Origin of the sequence: Pseudarthrobacter sp. PvP090 (genome assembly GCF_040547365.1) — a bacterium.
GTDB lineage: Bacteria > Actinomycetota > Actinomycetes > Actinomycetales > Micrococcaceae > Arthrobacter.
Genome location: NZ_JBEPPO010000006.1, coordinates 67477 through 84415, shown reverse-complemented (window position 1 = coordinate 84415; position 16939 = coordinate 67477). Strand labels below are relative to the sequence as shown.

Annotated in this window: 13 protein-coding genes; all 13 read left to right on the top strand. The window is 63.7% G+C overall.

Translation table 11 applies throughout. The features are described 5' to 3' along the window. Positions 1-51: 51 nt before the first annotated feature. The 13 genes from ABIC21_RS08555 to ABIC21_RS08495 all read left to right on the top strand — a co-directional run bounded on the left by ABIC21_RS08555 (position 52) and on the right by ABIC21_RS08495 (position 16938). Entirely contained in the window at positions 52-210 is a 159-nt protein-coding gene (locus ABIC21_RS08555; RefSeq protein WP_354349983.1) for a hypothetical protein, read from the top strand. A 23-nt stretch (positions 211-233) separates the two neighbouring features. Beyond that, positions 234-1469, top strand: a complete 1236-nt coding sequence (locus ABIC21_RS08550) for a glycosyltransferase family 4 protein (protein WP_354349982.1) — start codon at positions 234-236, stop codon at positions 1467-1469. A gap of 23 nt (positions 1470-1492) precedes the next feature. After that, a complete protein-coding gene (locus tag ABIC21_RS08545) occupies positions 1493-3205 on the top strand; it encodes a glycosyltransferase (RefSeq protein ID WP_354349981.1) in 1713 nt (570 codons plus the stop codon). After that, a complete protein-coding gene (locus ABIC21_RS08540; RefSeq protein ID WP_354349980.1) occupies positions 3202-4080 on the top strand; it encodes an ABC transporter permease in 879 nt (292 codons plus the stop codon). Before ABIC21_RS08545 ends, ABIC21_RS08540 begins: the two co-directional genes overlap by 4 nt. Next, a complete protein-coding gene (locus tag ABIC21_RS08535) occupies positions 4067-4957 on the top strand; it encodes an ABC transporter ATP-binding protein (RefSeq protein ID WP_354349979.1) in 891 nt (296 codons plus the stop codon). Before ABIC21_RS08540 ends, ABIC21_RS08535 begins: the two co-directional genes overlap by 14 nt. A 3-nt stretch (positions 4958-4960) precedes the next feature. Beyond that, on the top strand, positions 4961-6883 hold the full coding sequence (locus ABIC21_RS08530) for a glycosyltransferase family protein (protein ID WP_354349978.1): 1923 nt from the start codon (positions 4961-4963) through the stop codon (positions 6881-6883). Positions 6884-6889: 6 nt separating this feature from the next. Then, positions 6890-8200, top strand: a complete 1311-nt coding sequence (gene wecC, locus ABIC21_RS08525) for a UDP-N-acetyl-D-mannosamine dehydrogenase (RefSeq protein ID WP_354349977.1) — start codon at positions 6890-6892, stop codon at positions 8198-8200. Beyond that, a complete protein-coding gene (locus tag ABIC21_RS08520; RefSeq protein WP_354349976.1) occupies positions 8193-9029 on the top strand; it encodes a hypothetical protein in 837 nt (278 codons plus the stop codon). Before wecC ends, ABIC21_RS08520 begins: the two co-directional genes overlap by 8 nt. A gap of 4 nt (positions 9030-9033) precedes the next feature. Beyond that, positions 9034-10926 (top strand): glycosyltransferase family 2 protein, encoded by a 1893-nt coding sequence (locus ABIC21_RS08515; RefSeq protein ID WP_354349975.1) that lies wholly within the window; start codon positions 9034-9036, stop codon positions 10924-10926. Positions 10927-10938: 12 nt separating this feature from the next. Then, on the top strand, positions 10939-13230 hold the full coding sequence (locus ABIC21_RS08510; protein ID WP_354349974.1) for a glycosyltransferase family 2 protein: 2292 nt from the start codon (positions 10939-10941) through the stop codon (positions 13228-13230). Beyond that, on the top strand, positions 13227-14138 hold the full coding sequence (locus tag ABIC21_RS08505; protein WP_354349973.1) for an alpha/beta hydrolase family protein: 912 nt from the start codon (positions 13227-13229) through the stop codon (positions 14136-14138). Before ABIC21_RS08510 ends, ABIC21_RS08505 begins: the two co-directional genes overlap by 4 nt. Positions 14139-14326: 188 nt before the next feature. After that, positions 14327-14794, top strand: a complete 468-nt coding sequence (locus ABIC21_RS08500; RefSeq protein WP_354349972.1) for a hypothetical protein — start codon at positions 14327-14329, stop codon at positions 14792-14794. Next, positions 14791-16938: a glycosyltransferase family 2 protein gene (locus ABIC21_RS08495; protein WP_354349971.1), complete on the top strand. Its 2148-nt coding sequence runs from the start codon at positions 14791-14793 to the stop codon at positions 16936-16938. Before ABIC21_RS08500 ends, ABIC21_RS08495 begins: the two co-directional genes overlap by 4 nt. Position 16939: the final 1 nt, after the last annotated feature.

Sequence of the window (16939 nt, the reverse complement as noted above, 5' to 3'; positions counted from 1 at the left end):
GTCAAATCGATTGAAGCGGCAGCGGTGGAGGCTCCGGCGTCCCAACTCATCATGAAGTCCCAGGTTCAGGCGGCAGTCGCAGTCGCTACCGGCAGCCCGCTGGCGGTCCAGGCCATCACAGTTGTGTTCCTCCTGGGTTTGGGCTACGCCTATTTCCGCTTCCTCGGTTCCAAAAAAGTCAGCGGCTCACCCGGAACCGGTAAGTCCTGAGAGCCATGCAGGATGACGTTTCAGTGAACTCACCTGCGCCCAAGCTGGAGGGGCTGCAGATCACGCTTATCACCCACTCCTACTGGCCCGAACAGAGCCCTCCCCAGCGCCGCTGGACGGCCATGATCAAAGAGTTCTCGCATGCGGGCTGGGACGTCGATGTCATTACCCCGGTGGCCCACTATCCCTTCGGCCGGCGTGCCCTGCCGCGTTGGATGGCGGGCAGGCCATTCCATCTGCGCAACGGCCAGTTCACCGAGAAGATCCTCCACGTCCCGTACCTGCGTCATGGAAACTCCCGTGTCGCACGCCTGCTGGACCAGTGTTTCTCCGCCGCGTTGTCGGTCCCGGCTGGACTCATGGTCCGAAAACCCGACGTCGTCATTGTTACCGCCCCCGGTCTGCCCTCACTGGCCGCCGGATATGCCCTGGCCAAGTTGCGCCGCGTGCCGTTGATCGTGGAGATGCGGGACGCCTGGCCGGACCTAGCCCGCGACGCCCGCCTGGTGCAAGGAAAGGTCAAGAGCGTCATCGAGCACGTCGTTGACTTCGTCCAGCACCGCGCCGACCTCGTCGTTACCGTCACGGAGGGATTCGAAGCCACGCTGCGGTCCCGCGGCATCCGCAACGTGGCAACAGTCAGCAACGGCGTTCACCTGGACGCCATTGCCGTCGTCGGACCTCCCGACCCGGAACGCGCTGTGTTTGAGGCCCTGTACCTGGGAAACCACGGCGAAAGCCAACGGCTGGACGTCGCGATCCGGGCCAGCGCGTTGGTGGGGAACTCCATGCATCTGCACATGGTGGGCCACGGCACGCAGCGCCCCGCACTGGAGAAACTGGCGCGCGAGCTCAACGCTCCGGTGACTTTTCATGCACCCCTCACCGGCGACGCCATGATGGATCGTTACGCTTCCGCCGATACGTGCCTGGTGTCACTGCGTGATGACTGGAAATCCTTCGAAACTACTGTTCCATCCAAGACCTACGAGGTCCTGTCGATCGGACGACACGTCACGGCCGTCGTGCGCGGGGAGGCGGCGCGGATTATCTCCGACGCCGAAGCCGGGGACATCGTGGCCAGCGACCCCGAAGCCCTGGCCGCCCTGTGGCGCGAGCTGGCAGCGGACCGCGGGCGGCTGGTCCGCAATGGGGACAGCCGGCAGTGGGTCAAAGCCAACGCCGAATACGGCCAGTTGGCCGGGCGGTACCTGGGGCTGATCAGCGAACTTGTCGCGGAATCCCGCTCGAAAGCATGATGCAGCTCTTCAAAAACGCGCGATTGGCAGGGAGCTCTGTCCGGCAGCAGCTCACTGATGATCCCGTCATTCTTTTCCTGCAAATCTCCCGCCGGCTTCCCGCAGCGGTGATGCCCTTGGCGAAGCGGCTCTGCCGCTGGGCGCCCAGGGACTCCGCCGCCACGGTTGTTCTCTTCGCCGCGCTTGCGGCTGGAGACAACGCCGATGTGGAGCGCCGTCTGCGTCTGGCAGCCGCCAACAGCATCGGGGGCGAGCACGCGCGGCACTTGGCCGATATCGCCCTCGCCGCCAACCTTCCTGTGCTGTCGGACGGTTTCCTTGCCAAGGCCGGCGGCGCGCAGCGCCTGAAGCAGACGCGCGCCCGCCGCTTGTGGCACGACGGCTCCATCACCGGGGCTGTCGAGGCGCTGACGGGCTCGGGAACGGCAGGATTGAGGCAGCAGTCCCGGCTGGCTGCAGAGGCGGCGGTTCTGCAGGACGCGTCCCCGTCGCTGGAACGGCGCCCCTACGCACCCGTTCCGGGCCGCATCCTTCACCTTCTGACGAACTCCTTGCCGCACACTGCCAGCGGCTACGCCCAGCGCTCCCATTCCACCTTGCTGGCGCAGCAGGAGGCCGGATTCGAGGTGTTGGCGGTCACCAGGATGGGCTATCCCGTGATGGTGGGGAAGCTCCTGGCGAAAGCCGCCGACACGGTGGACGGCGTCCGCTACCTCAGGCTCCTTCCAGCGAAGATGGCCCCAACCACGGATGCCCGGCTGCAGCAGCAGGCCGAGGAGCTCCTTGCCGTGGCGCTGGAATTCAAGCCCAGCGTACTGCAGACCACTACGCACTACGTCAATGGGCTGGTGGTCCGGGCCGTGGCCGAGGCCCTTGGAATCCCGTGGGTCTACGAGGTCCGCGGGCAACTTGCCGACACGTGGGCTTCCACCCGCGGACCCGAGGCTCTCAGCAGCGAGAAGTACCGTCTGTTCAAGGACCGGGAAACCGAAGTCATGCAGGACGCGGACCTCGTGCTGACTCTCGGGGAGGCCATGAAGGCCAACATCGTTGCTGCCGGCATCCCTGAAAAAAAGGTCCTCCTCGCCCCGAATGCTGTGGGCGGTGACTATCTCTCCGATCCGCTGGATACGGCCAGCGCCAGGCGTGAGCTTGGTCTCGCGGAAGACGGACAGTTCATCGGCACCGTGAGCAGCTTGGTAGCCTATGAAGGGATTGATGATCTTCTGGCGGCGTTCGTCCTGCTCGCGCCGGACATGCCCGGACTCCGTCTTTTGATCGTTGGAGACGGGTCTGCCAGGCCGTCTCTGGAGATCCAGGCGCTCCGGAGCGGGTACGCCGATCGGGTTATATTCACCGGACGTGTGCCACGGAGCCACGCTGCCCTGTATCATCGAGCGCTGGATGTATTCGTGGTGCCGCGCAAGGATCTGGACGTGACGCGCTCCGTGACACCGCTCAAGCCCGTCGAAGCCATGGCGTGCGCCAGGCCCGTAGTAGCCAGCGACTTGCCCGCTTTGGCCGAGATTGTGGAGGACCGGGTGACAGGCTTCCTGGCGGCTGCGGGGCAGCCGGCGGCGTTCGCCGCCGCCATTCGGGCGTTGCTGGCAGATTCGCAGCTCGCAGCCGAGTTCGGGTCAGCAGGCCGGCAACGCGTGCTGCGCGACAGGACATGGGCCGCCAACGCGGTTGCCCTGGCACGAGAGTTGGAAATGCTGGGAGTAACTATCAAATGAGCACCAAAGAACAAACCAAGGCGCCCGCAGTCTCTGTGCCTGTAAACCTCGTCCGGCTCAGCAAGGTCGGACAGAGGCCCGACTTGCTCGACTACATCGTGCAACTGTGGGACCGCCGGAGCTTCATCTTCTTCGACGCCCGCGCCCGCGTTCAAAGCGGCCACGACAAGACCAACCTGGGAGTCGCGTGGCTGGTATTGACGCCGTTGCTTACCGGCCTCAGTTTCTACTTGATTTTCGGTCTTCTCCTGGACACCAGCAAGGGCATCGAGAACTTCATCGGCTACCTGATCATCGGAGTCTTCACATTCCAGATGTCCACGCGGTCCATCATTGGCGGGGCAAAATCGCTCACCAGCAACACGTCCATGATCCGGGCCTTCCAGTTTCCCCGGGCGGCCCTGCCCATAGCCCTCAATGTGCGGGAATTGCTGTCCAACATCCCCGTCACCATCGTTATGCTGATTCTGATCATCTTCGCGGCGCCGTCCGAGGTGATCTCCTGGCGGTGGCTGCTGATGGTGCCGGCGATCCTGCTGCAGTTTCTGCTCAACCTCGGGATCGGCATGCTGCTCGCTCCACTGATCCTTCGGGTCCAGGACTTCGGAATGCTGCTGTCTTTCGTGATGCGCCTGTGGATGTACGCCTCCGCGGTATTTTTCTCGGAGGACCGTTTCGACAACTACCCCGTAATCCGCACGCTGATGGACTTTAACCCGATATTTCTGGTGATCAAGATTATTCGCGATTCAGTTCTTTACGACACGTCGCCGTCCTGGCGCACCTGGGCTGTCTTGTCGGTATGGGCGCTGGGTTCCGTGGCCGCCGGGCTCTTTGTCTTCTGGCGTGGAGAGGAAAGCTATGGACGTGCCTAAGTTGACCGTGAGCCCGGCTTCGGAGCCCACCGTGGTGGTGGACGACATCTCCGTCGTCTACAGAACCAAGAACCAGTCCGGGGGCAGGACGAACAGCAGGAACTCCATACTCCAGACGTTGCGGAGACCGCGACGCGGTGATGGCGCGGTCCGAACCACTGCCTTGAGCAAGCTGTCCTTCGTCGCCAACCAAGGCGACGCCATCGGCGTCATTGGCCGCAACGGCTCAGGCAAGAGCACCCTGATGAAGGTCCTCGCCGGACTGATCATCCCGGACTCCGGCAGCGTTTACGCGGCGAGTAACCCGATCCTGCTCGGCGTCAACGCGGCTTTGATCAATTCCATCTCCGGCGCCCAGAACATTCGGCTTGGCTGCCTGGCCATGGGCATGAGCCACGCCGAGATCGATGCGAAGTTTGACGACATCGTGGAGATGTCCGGGCTGGAGCACGAAATCTACCACCCCATGAACTCGTATTCGTCGGGCATGGGTGCACGCCTCCGCTTCGCGATCGCGGCTGCCGTGGACCCCGAAATCCTGCTCGTCGATGAGGCGCTCAACACAGGCGACGCACAGTTCAAGGAGCGTTCCAAGAAGCGGATGAAGCAGGTGACGAGCAACGCCGGTACTGTCTTTGTCGTCAGCCACAGCCTCGACACCATTACCTCAACGTGTAACCGTGCCTTCTGGATCGATAAGGGGGACTTCATCATGGACGGAAGTCCCAAGGACGTTGTCAAGGAGTACCGGAACTTCATCTGGCGCATCAACGAGGGCAACGCAGACTATGGCCGCAAGATCCGGGCCGACCTCATGGCCAGCCTCCCGGAAATTCGGACCACCCTGCTTCCCAACGGCTGGAAACGGGCCCGATAGGACATGGGACTTCGAGACAGGGCGGTGTATTGGCGCCGCGCGCTGTGGCACGCCCGCCAGGGCGGCCTGGGGCAGGTCAAGAGCTACCTGCACCGCAGTACAACGGAACGGGATGAAGCGAGCCTGTCCGGCGTGCGCGGCGCGGAAGGTGCCTGGCGCGGCTTCGGACGGGGCCGCCACCTGATTTTCCGGGAGGCGGCCGCCAACGTTGCCGCTCCCAGAAATTCAGCCGTTCGCGTCGGAATCATCATGGACGACTTCTCCGTGGCCGCATTTGCCGCCGAGTGGACCGTCGTGGCCCTCCGGCCGGACACCTGGCAGCAACAGTTGCGCGATGAGGACTTGTCCTTTGTTGTGGTTGAATCGGCCTGGGCCGGCAACAGCGGACTGTGGCGCGGCAAGATCACCGGCCCGGCCGGACCTTCGCCGGCACTCTGTGAACTGGTCGGGGGGTGCCGGGCCGCCGGCCTTCCGGCGGTCTTCTGGAACAAGGAAGACCCGCCCCACTACGAGGACTTCCTTCCCGCTGCGAAACTGTTCGACCACGTTTTCACCACCGATGCCAACATGCTGCCCCGTTACCGGTCGGATCTTGGCCACGATCGGATCTCCGTGCTGCCGTTTGCCGCGCAGCCCCGCATCCACAACCCCGTGAGGCCCAGACACGGGTGGCAGGCCCGGGACATCGCTTTTGCGGGCATGTATTTTGCGCACAAATACGAGGACCGCCGGCGGCAGATGGACTACCTTCTGGGCGCCGCCGTCGACGCCACCGCCGGCCAGAAGTCCGGATTTGAGATCTTCTCAAGGCAACTGGGAAAGCAGCCGCAGTACCAGTTTCCCGGAATCCTCAAGAAACACGTGGTGGGCTCGCTTTCCTACAAACAGATGCTCACTGCCTACAAGGCGTACAAAGTGTTCCTCAACGTCAATTCGGTGACGGACTCGCCGTCGATGTGCGCACGGCGAATTTTCGAGATCACCGCCGCTGGCTCCTGCGTTGTCTCGACGCCCAGTGCCGCAATTGCTGAGTTCTTCCCGGACCAAGAAATTCCCACGGCGACCACGCGGGACGAGGCCACGCATCTCCTGAAAGCTTTGACAGCCAACCCGGATTACGCCCAGCGCCTCGTCCACAAGGCCCAGCGCATTATCTGGGCGGAACATACGTTCAGCCACCGGGCCGAGTCGATTATTGCCAAAGCCCGCCCCGAGCTGGCCGTGGACGCCTCCCGCGCCCAGGTGTCGGTGCTGGTCTCGAGTTTCCGCCCCCAGCAGCTGCAGCACGTGGTTGCAGGCGTCGGCGCCCAGCACGGGGTTGACGTCCAGCTGGTCTACCTGGCGCATGGGTTCGACGTCGATGAAGCCGCCTTGCGGCGGCAGTGCCAGCTCGCCGGCATCGCCGACGTCGTGGTTCTCCACGAACCGAAGCAAACCCCACTGGGGGCCTGCCTGAATTCCCTCGTGGCGCATGCCGACGGCCGCCTCGCCACGAAATGGGACGACGACGACCTGTACAGTCCGCTGTACCTGGCCGATCAGGTCAACACCATGATGTACTCCGAAGCCGAAGTCGTCGGAAAGCGTGCCCATTTCATGCACCTGGCGGGTCCGGGGGCCACGATCCTTCGAAACCCCCACCTTGAGCACCGCTTCGTAAGTGCCGTGTCGGGGCCCACCATCTTCGCGGCCACCGAAACGTTCCGCGGCTTTCCCTTCCGGCAGGTCCAGCGGGGGGAAGACTCGGGGTTTCTCGAGGACATCGTCGAGTCGGGGGCAAGAATCTACTCCGCCGACCGGTTTAATTACTGCCAGATGCGCGGCTCCGATGTGGCGTCGCACACCTGGCCCATTACCAATGAAGAGCTGTTGGCTACTTCACAGATCCAATTCTTCGGTTCGCCCGCAGATCATATTTTAGTTTAGGGAGACATGGACGAGACGGTTTTTGATATTGCGGTCATCGGACTTGGATACATCGGCCTGCCCACCGCGGCGAGTTTTGCTGCGAAGGGCAAGCGCGTGGCCGGTATCGATGTCAAACAGGCAACGGTCGACGCCGTCAACCGTGGCGAGGTTCCGTTTGTGGAACCCGACATGGGCGTGGTCGTTTCCGGCGCGGTGAGCCTTGGAAACCTGGTCGCCATGTCCACTGTCCCCCAGGCCGACGCGTTCATCATCGCTGTTCCCACGCCCCTGGCGGATGGCAAGGGCGCTGACCTCTCCTATCTCCACAGCGCCGTTGAGGCCCTTGCGCCCAGGCTCCGCGGGGGTGAGCTTGTCGTGCTGGAATCGACGTCCCCGCCCGGCACCACGGAGCGGCTGGGAACGTTCCTTATGGAGCTGCGCCCCGACCTGTCACTCGAAGACGCCCCGGGCAAAAAACAGGTGCATATCGTCCACTCGCCCGAGCGCGTTCTGCCGGGCAGGATCATGATTGAAATGGTGACGAACGACCGCGTCATCGGCGGGCTCACCGATGAGGGCGCCCAGCTCGCGAAACGGCTTTATGAGGTCATCTGCCAGGGGGAAATCCTGCTGACGGACGCCACCACGGCCGAAATGACCAAGCTGGTGGAGAACACCTTCCGTGACGTCAACATCGCCTTTGCCAATGAGCTCTCCGTCATTTGCGACAAGCTGGGCATCGATGTGTGGAGGCTGATCGAACTGGCGAACCACCATCCCCGTGTTAACGTCCTTCGGCCCGGCCCCGGGGTCGGGGGCCACTGTATCGCCGTCGACCCGTGGTTCATCGTGGACGCAGTTCCGGAGCATTCCGACCTGATCAGGACGGCCCGCGAAGTCAACGACGCCAAGCCGCACCACGTCGTGCGCCAGGCCGTCGAGGCCCTCGCGGAAATGCCGGAAGCCACCGTGGCCGTCCTCGGACTGGCCTTCAAGGCAAACATCGACGACGTCCGGGAATCGCCGTCGGTGACGATCGTCGAGGAGCTGGTGCGGCAGCTGCCGGGTCGCACAGTGCTGGTGGTCGATCCCAATGTCGACGAACTCCCCTCGGCCCTGGCCACGACGGGCATCTCCCGGCTGCACGAAACGGATGAGGCCCTGGCGGCCGCAGACCTGGTCTTGCTTCTGGTGGACCATGACGAGTTCCTGGCGATCCAGCCCGCGTCGCTGGAGGGGAAGCTGGTCATCGACACCAAGGGGATCTGGAACGAGGCCGATCCCGTGGACTCCGCCTGGACGCCTGTCCCCGTAGGGGCCAACGTTGGTGGATAGGACAAACCAAACAGCCTCAGAGTCCATCGAAGACGAGTTGCGCCTGGCCGGCTTTGACCTCAAAGCGCTGCACACACCGCGGCGTGGGACTCCGCTTGTCCGGATCCTGGTCCGGGCCGCGAAAGCGGCCGATCTTGAGATTGCGGGGACGGTGGCGTCGCTCTTAGGGTCCGCTTGCCAGGACTTCGCAGTCGACATTCTCGTGGCGGACGGGCGCAGGCCCAGGCTGGAGGGTTGGCTGGCGACCGACAGCCGCTTTTCGTTCGTCCGGACCGACGGGCAACAGGTTGCGGAGGCCACCTATACGCTGGTCCTCTGGGCCGGCACGGCCCTGGGCACGCACTCCCTGGAGGCGATGATCGACAGCCTGCAGCAGACGCACGCGCTGGTCCTGCGGGCCCTGGTCGACGGACAACCAGGCGCGGTCGAACTGTGGCAGACGGCCACCCTGCGGACCCTTGCGGCAACCGGGGACCCGGAGAAATCGGCGCGCAGCGCCGGGGGAGAGCGGTGGGCGTCCGGCAGTGCCCTGGGCCTGTACGACTACCGGCGTCCCAAGCCCAAACTGCATCTCCGCAAAGGCGCTGCAGCGACCCTTGACCTGAATATCGTGGTCCGGGACCTGGCGGACAGCGCCACGCGCCTGGACTATGAGCAGCAGATCCGGCAACTGGAGGCACGGCTGAAGAGGTCGGCTGTCGAGTGCCGGCGCCTCGAACAAGGGATCGCGCCGAACCGGGGACTCTCGCGCGTCCGCGCGGTTGCCCGCAAGGGGCCGGCCTATGTCCTCAACCGGCTCAAGTCCCGCGCCGGCCGGTCGGGGAGCTAGCCGCATGCACATCAAGAGCGTCTCCGTCGGTTCCGGAGACTATCCCATGGCCCAGTTGGCGTTGGACCTGGGCCTGGACTACGCCCGCACGGACTGGGAGCACCGCGATCCGCAGATCGGATCCGACTGGGAGCACGCCGTCGGTGCGGATCAGCTGTGGTGGCACAACTACGTTGTCCAGGCGGAGTCCCTGGCCGCAGCCCGAAAGCTGCTGCCCATGTTCCGTAGCGAGGGAAGGGCACAGCGCTTCGTCCTTGTCATCCGGGGGTACTTCCCGGCGGACGACTTCCAGGTCTGGAATCCCCGCATGCTGCAGGTCAAGGCCAGCACCGCGGCCCTGACCGTCCCCGGGCTGGGCACCGCAGTCGTCGTGGAAGGCGGCAAATGGCTCAACGTCCATGCCGCGGCTGTGGCCGCGCTGAACTGCTGTTCTGTTGCCGCGCCGCGGACCGTGCTTGGCGGACTGCGCGTCGGCATCACGGATCCGTTGGCAGCGGACTGGCTGGCCGGCGATCCGATGGCGAGCTACATGACGCAAGAGCTCTTGCAGCCGGACCCGGATGACATCTATTCCGTCGATATCGTCCTCGGGAGCGGGGCGCTGACGCACCAGCCAGGACGGGTGACCCCGGCGGTCTTGACTCCACCGGTGGCAGCACTGCCTCCTGTCGACACCGCTGTCATCTCACCCATGGGGTTCCTGCCCTACCCTGATAAGCCGACGCGCGCCCTGAACCCCCTCGAGCTTGGCCGGGGGCTGAGCGAGGCCGACGTCGCCGCCCTGAGGCCGCACAGCTATCTGGAGGTCGACGGCGCCCGGTTCGGCGAACTGGACCGACCGCTGGCACAGCGCCTGACGCAGCTCGCCGTCGCCGGCGTGCCTGTCCTGGCACGGTCGCTGTCAGCACCGGTCCGGTCCCTGCTGGGGGAGCAGCTGGTGGATCGGTTCCAGGTTTTCGACATCACGGATCCGAATGTCGTGCGTGAATCCAAATCGATCGACCTGCGCCGGACGGCACTGGATCTCCACAGTCCCCGGGCGGTGTGGAACACGTTGCTGGGCCAGCTGGGTAAGCCGCCGATGCCCGTGCCCTCGGTCAGTGTGCTCCTGGCCACGCGACGGCCCGAGAAGCTGGCATCCGCGCTGGACCAGCTCTCCCGCCAAAGCTGGGATGCTCTGGAAGTCGTGGTGGTGTTGCACGGCTTCGACGCCGGGCAACCGGAGATCCGGCGCGCCATCGCCGGCTATCGCGGCGAGCTGCAGGTCCGGTCGGTACCCGCCGACATGGTTTTCGGCGACGTGCTCAACGCAGGGGTCAGTGCCGCGAGCGGCGACTTCGTGTGCAAGATGGACGACGACGACTGGTACGGCCGGCACCACATTCGCGACCTTGTCCACGCGAAGGAATTCAGTGGTGCAGCCCTGGTCGGTGCGCAGGTCGAATTCGTCTATCTGGAAAGCCTGGACATCACCACGCGGAGGCCACCGCAGGGGGAACAGTACTCGGACCACGTGGCAGGCGGCACTATGCTCCTGGGCCGGGACGATCTGCGCCAACTCGGGGGATGGCGGCCGGTGCACCGCGCCGTCGACCGCTGCCTCCTGCAAGCCGTCCAGGCCGCGGGAGGTCTGGTGTACCGCTCCCACGGCCAGAACTACGTCATGCATCGCCGCTCGGGCGCGGATTCGCATGGCGGACATACCTGGAATCCCGACGACAGCGTGTTCCTGCAAAGCGTGGCCGAACAATGGGACGGGTTCCGGCCGCCGCCGCAGATCGGCACCGTTCCGGGCGGTCCCTGCGGAACGCGGCTCGATGCCATGCGGAGCCACTTTGCCGCACTCCAGGTCCAGCACCCGGATCAATCCGCCCACCTGACTCATCCGAATCTTTAGAAGGCTCACGGAATGAAACTCCAACAAACTCTCCGCAGGCTTGCTCGCCTGTCCCCAAAAAAGAAGGCGGCCGCCGCCGTCTTTGCCATCCTCTTTGCCCTGGTGGTCGTCGCTGCCTATGCACGCAATCCGTGGCTCCTGGGGCTGCTGGGCCTGGCCTTCGCGGCCGCGCTTGCCGTGGGAGCACTGTACATGGACAGGCTTCTCAAGACGTCCCGGCGGGCAGCGCAGCGGGCAGCCGCGGAGTTAGCCAAGCCGGCTCCTCTTCAGGACCCGCGCCCCGGGGCACTTGTTGAATGGGGCGCCCGCGCCCGGATCCCCGAGGCAAGGCTTGCCCAGCGATTGACCAAGCTGCGTTCAGTTGACGGCCGTGATGTCCTGGTCGCCTCGGCCACCATGGGCCGCTGGGGCTGGCGGGACATGTCAGTTGCCCTGGAAATGTACCGGATCGGCGGCAAGAGCCGGCGGACAGTACAGCCCATCCTGGACAAGACACCGCGTTCGGTATTGCTGCACCTGGGCGACCTGTGCTTCCGCCAGAACATTCTCCAGGACGACATCCTCAATGCGGCGACGCTGTACAAGTACGTCTTCCAGCGGCTCGGAGCGAAGCCGTTCCGAGAAAAGCGGCGTGCCGAGTTCTTCCTCGACGCCCTGGCCCGGACCGGGCAGGGGGAGGACGTCGTGCGGTTTCTCAGTCTCTACAACGCCGACGAAAACAATTCGAATGACCTGCACCTGTATCTTGCCAACGCGTCCAATCCGTTCAAGGACAGAACAGCCAGCCTCGACGCCTGGCTGATCGGCATCAACGACATGTACCAGCGGGCAGGACTGTCACGGATCACGCTGACGGACGGCCCGTCCTCCGCCTTCCTCCGCCTCAGCGCGGAAACCCCCGCCCCTGTCACGGACGGACCCCTCGTCACCATCGTGATGCCGGTCTACCGGCCGGACGAGTTCACCGATCTCGCCATTCAGTCCGCGATCGACCAGAGCTACCAGAACCTTGAAATCATCATTGTCGACGACGGCTCCGGCGGGGACGCCGCTGAGCGGTTGAACAAATGGCTGGCCGTGGACCGGCGCATCCAGGTGGTGCTCAACGAGCCCAACGCCGGAGCCTACACGTCGCGTAACATCGGCTACTCGATGGCCCACGGCGAGTACATCACGATTTTCGACGGCGACGACTGGCAGCACCCGCAGAAGATTGAGCTCCTGGTCCGCGGGGCCCAGCAGCAGACCGATGGACGGCTCGTCTCCGCTCCATGGACGCGCGCGGACGAGGACCTGTTCTTCCACTACCGCGGATGGCGTGGGGCGTTCATCACGCCGGCCCACGTCTCCACCATGTTCCACACACCCACCATCCGCGAGCACCTTGGCCACTGGGACTCCGTCCGGAAGGCCGCGGACACGGAGTTCATTCTCCGCTACCAGGCACTCGTGAACGGCGAGGAACCCTTGGAAGTGTGCGAGGCGCCCCTGACGCTGTCCCTGGTCGGAGAGTCGAACCTTTCCATGGAAGATTTCCGGCTCGGCTACCGGTCTCCGGACCGGGTCTCGTACCGGGACTCGTACGAACACTGGCACAAGAAGATCCATTCCGGGGAACACTCCGGCTACCTGGACTTCCCGCTTGCCGAGCGGGCGTTCCCGGCACCGTCCCGGTTCCTCCCGACGGGTGCGAAACAGCAGGACCTGGAACTTGATATCCTGTTTGTCGGCGATTTCGGCGCCGAAACCGCGGTGGCCCAGCTAATGCTGGAACATATTTCGGCTGCGGGCGGAAAGGGGCAACGGGTCGGCCTTATGCACTATCCGAGCATCCTCCATACCGCCTCGATCGACCGGTCATTTTCCAGGAGCCTCAAGGACGCCTTCCATGACGGCCGTCTTATCCGGGTCGAAGTGACGGACCGTGTCCGGTCCGCGGTGGTCAACGTGTACGATCCCACAGCCTTCCAGTACAGCCGCGAGCTGCGCAGCGGACATGCGGCGGACCGCGTGTCCGTGTGGACGGACGAACCGCCCTACAACTGGGAAACGGACGAACACAAGTACGAGGTCGGGACGGTTGAACGCAACCTGTTGTCCGTATTCAACGGCTCCATTCGGTGGGTTCCGCTCAACGAACGGACACAGCGGATCATCTTGCAGTCCGGGCACGGACAAAAGTCCATCGGCGACCACGTTGAAAAACCGAATAAGCTGACAATTCCCGATTCCCCGGCGGAGGAAGCTCCGCTGGCACTGACAGGCTCCAATGTGGGCGCTTTCGAAGCAGGAGAGACTCCGTGAATTTACCGAACACCACCGCCGACACGGCCTGGGATGAACGAAACAATGTAGAGATCCGCCGCATCGGCTCGGCCAGCGAGATCAGCCACGAACCGGCGGAGCCTTACGAATTCGTCGTGCCGGGCCTCTCCGGCGGGCCCCTGGACATTGTCGGTCTCTACGCCCCCAGCGCGTCGAAGACGCTGATCGTAACCTTCCACGGCTCGCTTCAGCGGTCCAAGTACCAGCTCCCCCGATTCGAATGGCGGCGCACGCTCACGGACCTGGACGCCGGTGTCCTCCTCATAGCGGACTCGACCCTCGAGCTGGGCGAAAACCTGCCGCTGTGCTGGTACATCGGAACCGCGGAGCAGAACCTTCCCGACGACATTGCGGACCTTGTCCGGCAGGTGGCGGCCGACGGCGGCTACGAACACGTAGTCCTCACCGGATCCAGCGGCGGTGGCTTTGCGGCAATGGCCGTTTCGCACCGGCTGCCGGGTTCCCTGGCAGTGAGCTTCTCCCCGCAGACCCGTGTGGGGGACTACATCCCTTGGGTCCACAAGGTTTTCGTGAACGCGGCGTTCCCCGGCTACGACACAATCGACGCAGTCGAAGAGGAGTTTCCGGAGAGGGTCAACCTCCGCAGGCTCTACGCAAATCCCGAGATCCCCAACTACGTGCGCTACGTCCAGAATTCAAATGACACGGGCCATGTGGAGGATCACTATGCACCCTTCGCCGCAGCGCGGTTCATGGATCCAGCGACGGGTGGTGTCGATCCCAACGGGCGACTGCGCCTCGTGCTTGAGCCGATGCAGCAAGGGCACGAGCCGCCCTCGCGGGGCCGATTCCTGCGGCATCTCAAAGAGGCGCATGAGGAAGTCTTCGCGACACCCCTCGGCGACTCCAAGATGAACAGTGAATGAAAATTTCTCTGCTCAATAGATCGGGCATCTAGTGCCGGGCGCGCGACCGAACGAATGCAAAGTGCATGCGAAACGCTGTTCAGGGTCTTTCAGCGCCATCGTGTAGGGTGGATGGCGATGACATTCTGGGGGTCCTCCCTATTTAACATGCGGATTTGCAGATCGGCCGCGCGCCGAAGAAATCTACTATGACGAGGGAATACAGATTGACTGGCGACAATGAATGCCTGCACAGCTTCGAAATAAAACTCCTTGTGCCGAGGACTTCCTTATCGATTGGGATCCAGGCGCGGGCTGATGTGCGTGCCGACAAGCAGTTTGTCCTCACACTGGAGGACGTCTTGAGCGGCTCCCAGCCGCTGGATCCCCGGGACATGAACTGGAACTACTCAAAGGGACTGCAGCGGGCTTTCGCCTATGTGCCGGAGATGCAGTCCGGGACGGTCACGAGAATTCCGCGCCTCCTCAGCAGCGAGACGCCGTTTGACTCCGTGCGGATCGGCGTCCGGGCCTGGCGGACGGAGCTGGCCCCCGAGCTGATTCCGACCGTCATAAGCCGGCTCTGGTACTCCCAACTGGACCTGCCAAGCGTGACCACCGCTTCGGGTCCGGTCCACAGCATAGTTCGCACTATTCCACTAGGGAGCTTCAATTGAGCACGCGAGTGACGGCTTCGGTCATTGTTAATGCCACAAGCTCTGGCGCAAATCGAATAAGACTTACGACGAAAACAATCGAAGCCGCACTCGCCGGGATTAATCACGAAATTATCCTGCTGGTTGAAGACGATTTTGTTGACGATATCGAACGGGAACTGGGGTCACAGTCAACGACCGGGCTGCAGGTCGTCGGATGCGGCCCTGAGGACAGTGCCGGTGTCCGGCTGAACAACGGCCTGTCCAGTTCCACCGGCGAGGTCATCCTCGCCCTGGACGATTGCCTGATGTTCAGTCCGGACGGACTGAGGGACGTCGTCGAGCGGGTCCGGTCTGCACCGGGCCGGATGGTGCTCATCCCCGGCCGGGAACTTTCGCCTCAGCTCGCCGCCGGTTTGGAAAACACACTGGACTGGACTGATGCAGCCCTCGTCCCTGCCAGCCGTTCCGTCTGGGCGCCAGGCAGCCCCATCATCGTTGACCGCGGCTCGCTGCTGCGCCTCCGCGGGTTTGACGAAAAGCAACAAGACACGGCCCGCGCTTTCTGCGACCTGAAGCTGCGCATGAAGCGCATGGGTGTGGTCTTCGATCAGCGCGCCGCCGAAGCCGTCCGTTGCTTCGTTGCACCGACTGTGGACGAGACCGACACGGTCGCGGCCAGGGCGGACTCGGCCGCAGACATAGCGGAACGGCTCACCGCCCTTGAGCAGGACGAGTCCTACATCCGCAACGTGACCAGCTGGAAGAACCGCCCGGCTGATGCGCCTCCGCTGGTGACAGTCGCGATCGCAACGTTCAACCGGGCGGACTACCTGAGGGACAGCATCAACTCCGTCCTGATGCAGACGGTGGGCGACTTCGAACTCATCGTCGTTGATGACGGATCTACTGACAACACGCGGAGCGTCGTCGAGTCGTTCGACGACGAGCGCGTTATATATGTCCACCAGGAAAACCTCGGAATCGCCGCAGCCCGGAACGCAGTCGCCGATATTTCCCGGGGCACCTTCACCGCCGTCCACGATGACGACGACATCATGCTGCCATGGCGGCTTGAAGTTAGCCTTTCCGGGATCAAGGCCGGCGTGCAGGCCAGTTACGGTTCCTGGGTCAACTTCGATGACGTCACCGGCGAAATGGTCCTCCATGTCATCAGGGAACGCTTTTGCATGCCCGTGTCCCTGACGACCGGTCAAACTCCGGGCCACGCCACGTGGCTCGTGGAAACCCGCCTCATCCGGCAGTTCCGCTACAACGAGACAATCTCCAGCGCCGTGGATCACAACTTGGCGCTGCGCATGATGAGGTCCGGCGTGTCGTGGGTGCACACGGGCAGGGTGCTGTTTTTGCGCCGCATGCACCCCACCCAGGTCAGCAACTCTGACGGGACACGGCAGAAGTATGCTGCCGAACTGTCCCGGTTTATGCTCCAGTTCGCCGGCTCTGATAGCGACATCGCCTCCCTTAAGGAAGACAGCAAGGCTATCCTCTGGCCCAAGATCGCGGAGAAAGGCAAGCTCGAGGAAAGCTTCGGAAAGTACCTGCCCGACCATCTCGCGGTGCGTTCACTTCACGTCCAGGGCAATGTAGCCAACAAGGCCAGCCGCCTGCAGAAGCTCAAGAGCACGAGCTACATCCTGTGTGAGGAAGATGAAACCGGAAAGGTCGTCGGCGAGTATGCCGACTTCCTTAACGTCACGCTGGAGGACCTCGCCGCCATGCGGCAGTTGGGCGTAGTCGGCCGGCTGGAGGGCATGCTTAGCCCTTCAACGGAGCTCCCGACGGAGTCCCCTGCGGAGATCCTGGACCGGGCCCTTCGCGGCCGGCTCCAAGGGCTGACCGGAAGCCTGGCGAAGCCGGGCCGGGTACCGGCAGCCATCATTTGGACCAATTCCGACGACGCCGAACCGCCGGCCGTGGTGGCGGAGGTGGCCGACCGCAAACGGCAGATCACGCTGTCCATCTCCCACGATTACAGGTTCGCCTTCACCGTCTATGTCTTCGAGGATGAGCCAAAGGCGCTTGAGGCCTTTGCCCTTGCGGTGGACGGCCGGAGTGAGGCCGATCTGGCGCTCTACCGGCGTAACGGCGATGGGCTGGACACGGAAGTAACAGGACTGCGCATTCAGGAATTGGTGAACTGAT

Excerpts from the sequence above, each read along its gene's own strand:
- ABIC21_RS08515 (WP_354349975.1), top strand. The coding sequence starts at position 9,034 with ATGCACATCAAGAGCGTCTCCGTCGGTTCCGGAGACTATCCCATGGCC.
- ABIC21_RS08535 (WP_354349979.1), top strand. The coding sequence starts at position 4,067 with ATGGACGTGCCTAAGTTGACCGTGAGCCCGGCTTCGGAGCCCACCGTG.
- ABIC21_RS08510 (WP_354349974.1), top strand. The coding sequence starts at position 10,939 with ATGAAACTCCAACAAACTCTCCGCAGGCTTGCTCGCCTGTCCCCAAAA.
- ABIC21_RS08500 (WP_354349972.1), top strand. The coding sequence starts at position 14,327 with ATGACGAGGGAATACAGATTGACTGGCGACAATGAATGCCTGCACAGC.
- wecC (WP_354349977.1), top strand. The coding sequence starts at position 6,890 with ATGGACGAGACGGTTTTTGATATTGCGGTCATCGGACTTGGATACATC.
- ABIC21_RS08540 (WP_354349980.1), top strand. The coding sequence starts at position 3,202 with ATGAGCACCAAAGAACAAACCAAGGCGCCCGCAGTCTCTGTGCCTGTA.
- ABIC21_RS08530 (WP_354349978.1), top strand. The coding sequence starts at position 4,961 with ATGGGACTTCGAGACAGGGCGGTGTATTGGCGCCGCGCGCTGTGGCAC.
- ABIC21_RS08555 (WP_354349983.1), top strand. The coding sequence starts at position 52 with ATGAAGTCCCAGGTTCAGGCGGCAGTCGCAGTCGCTACCGGCAGCCCG.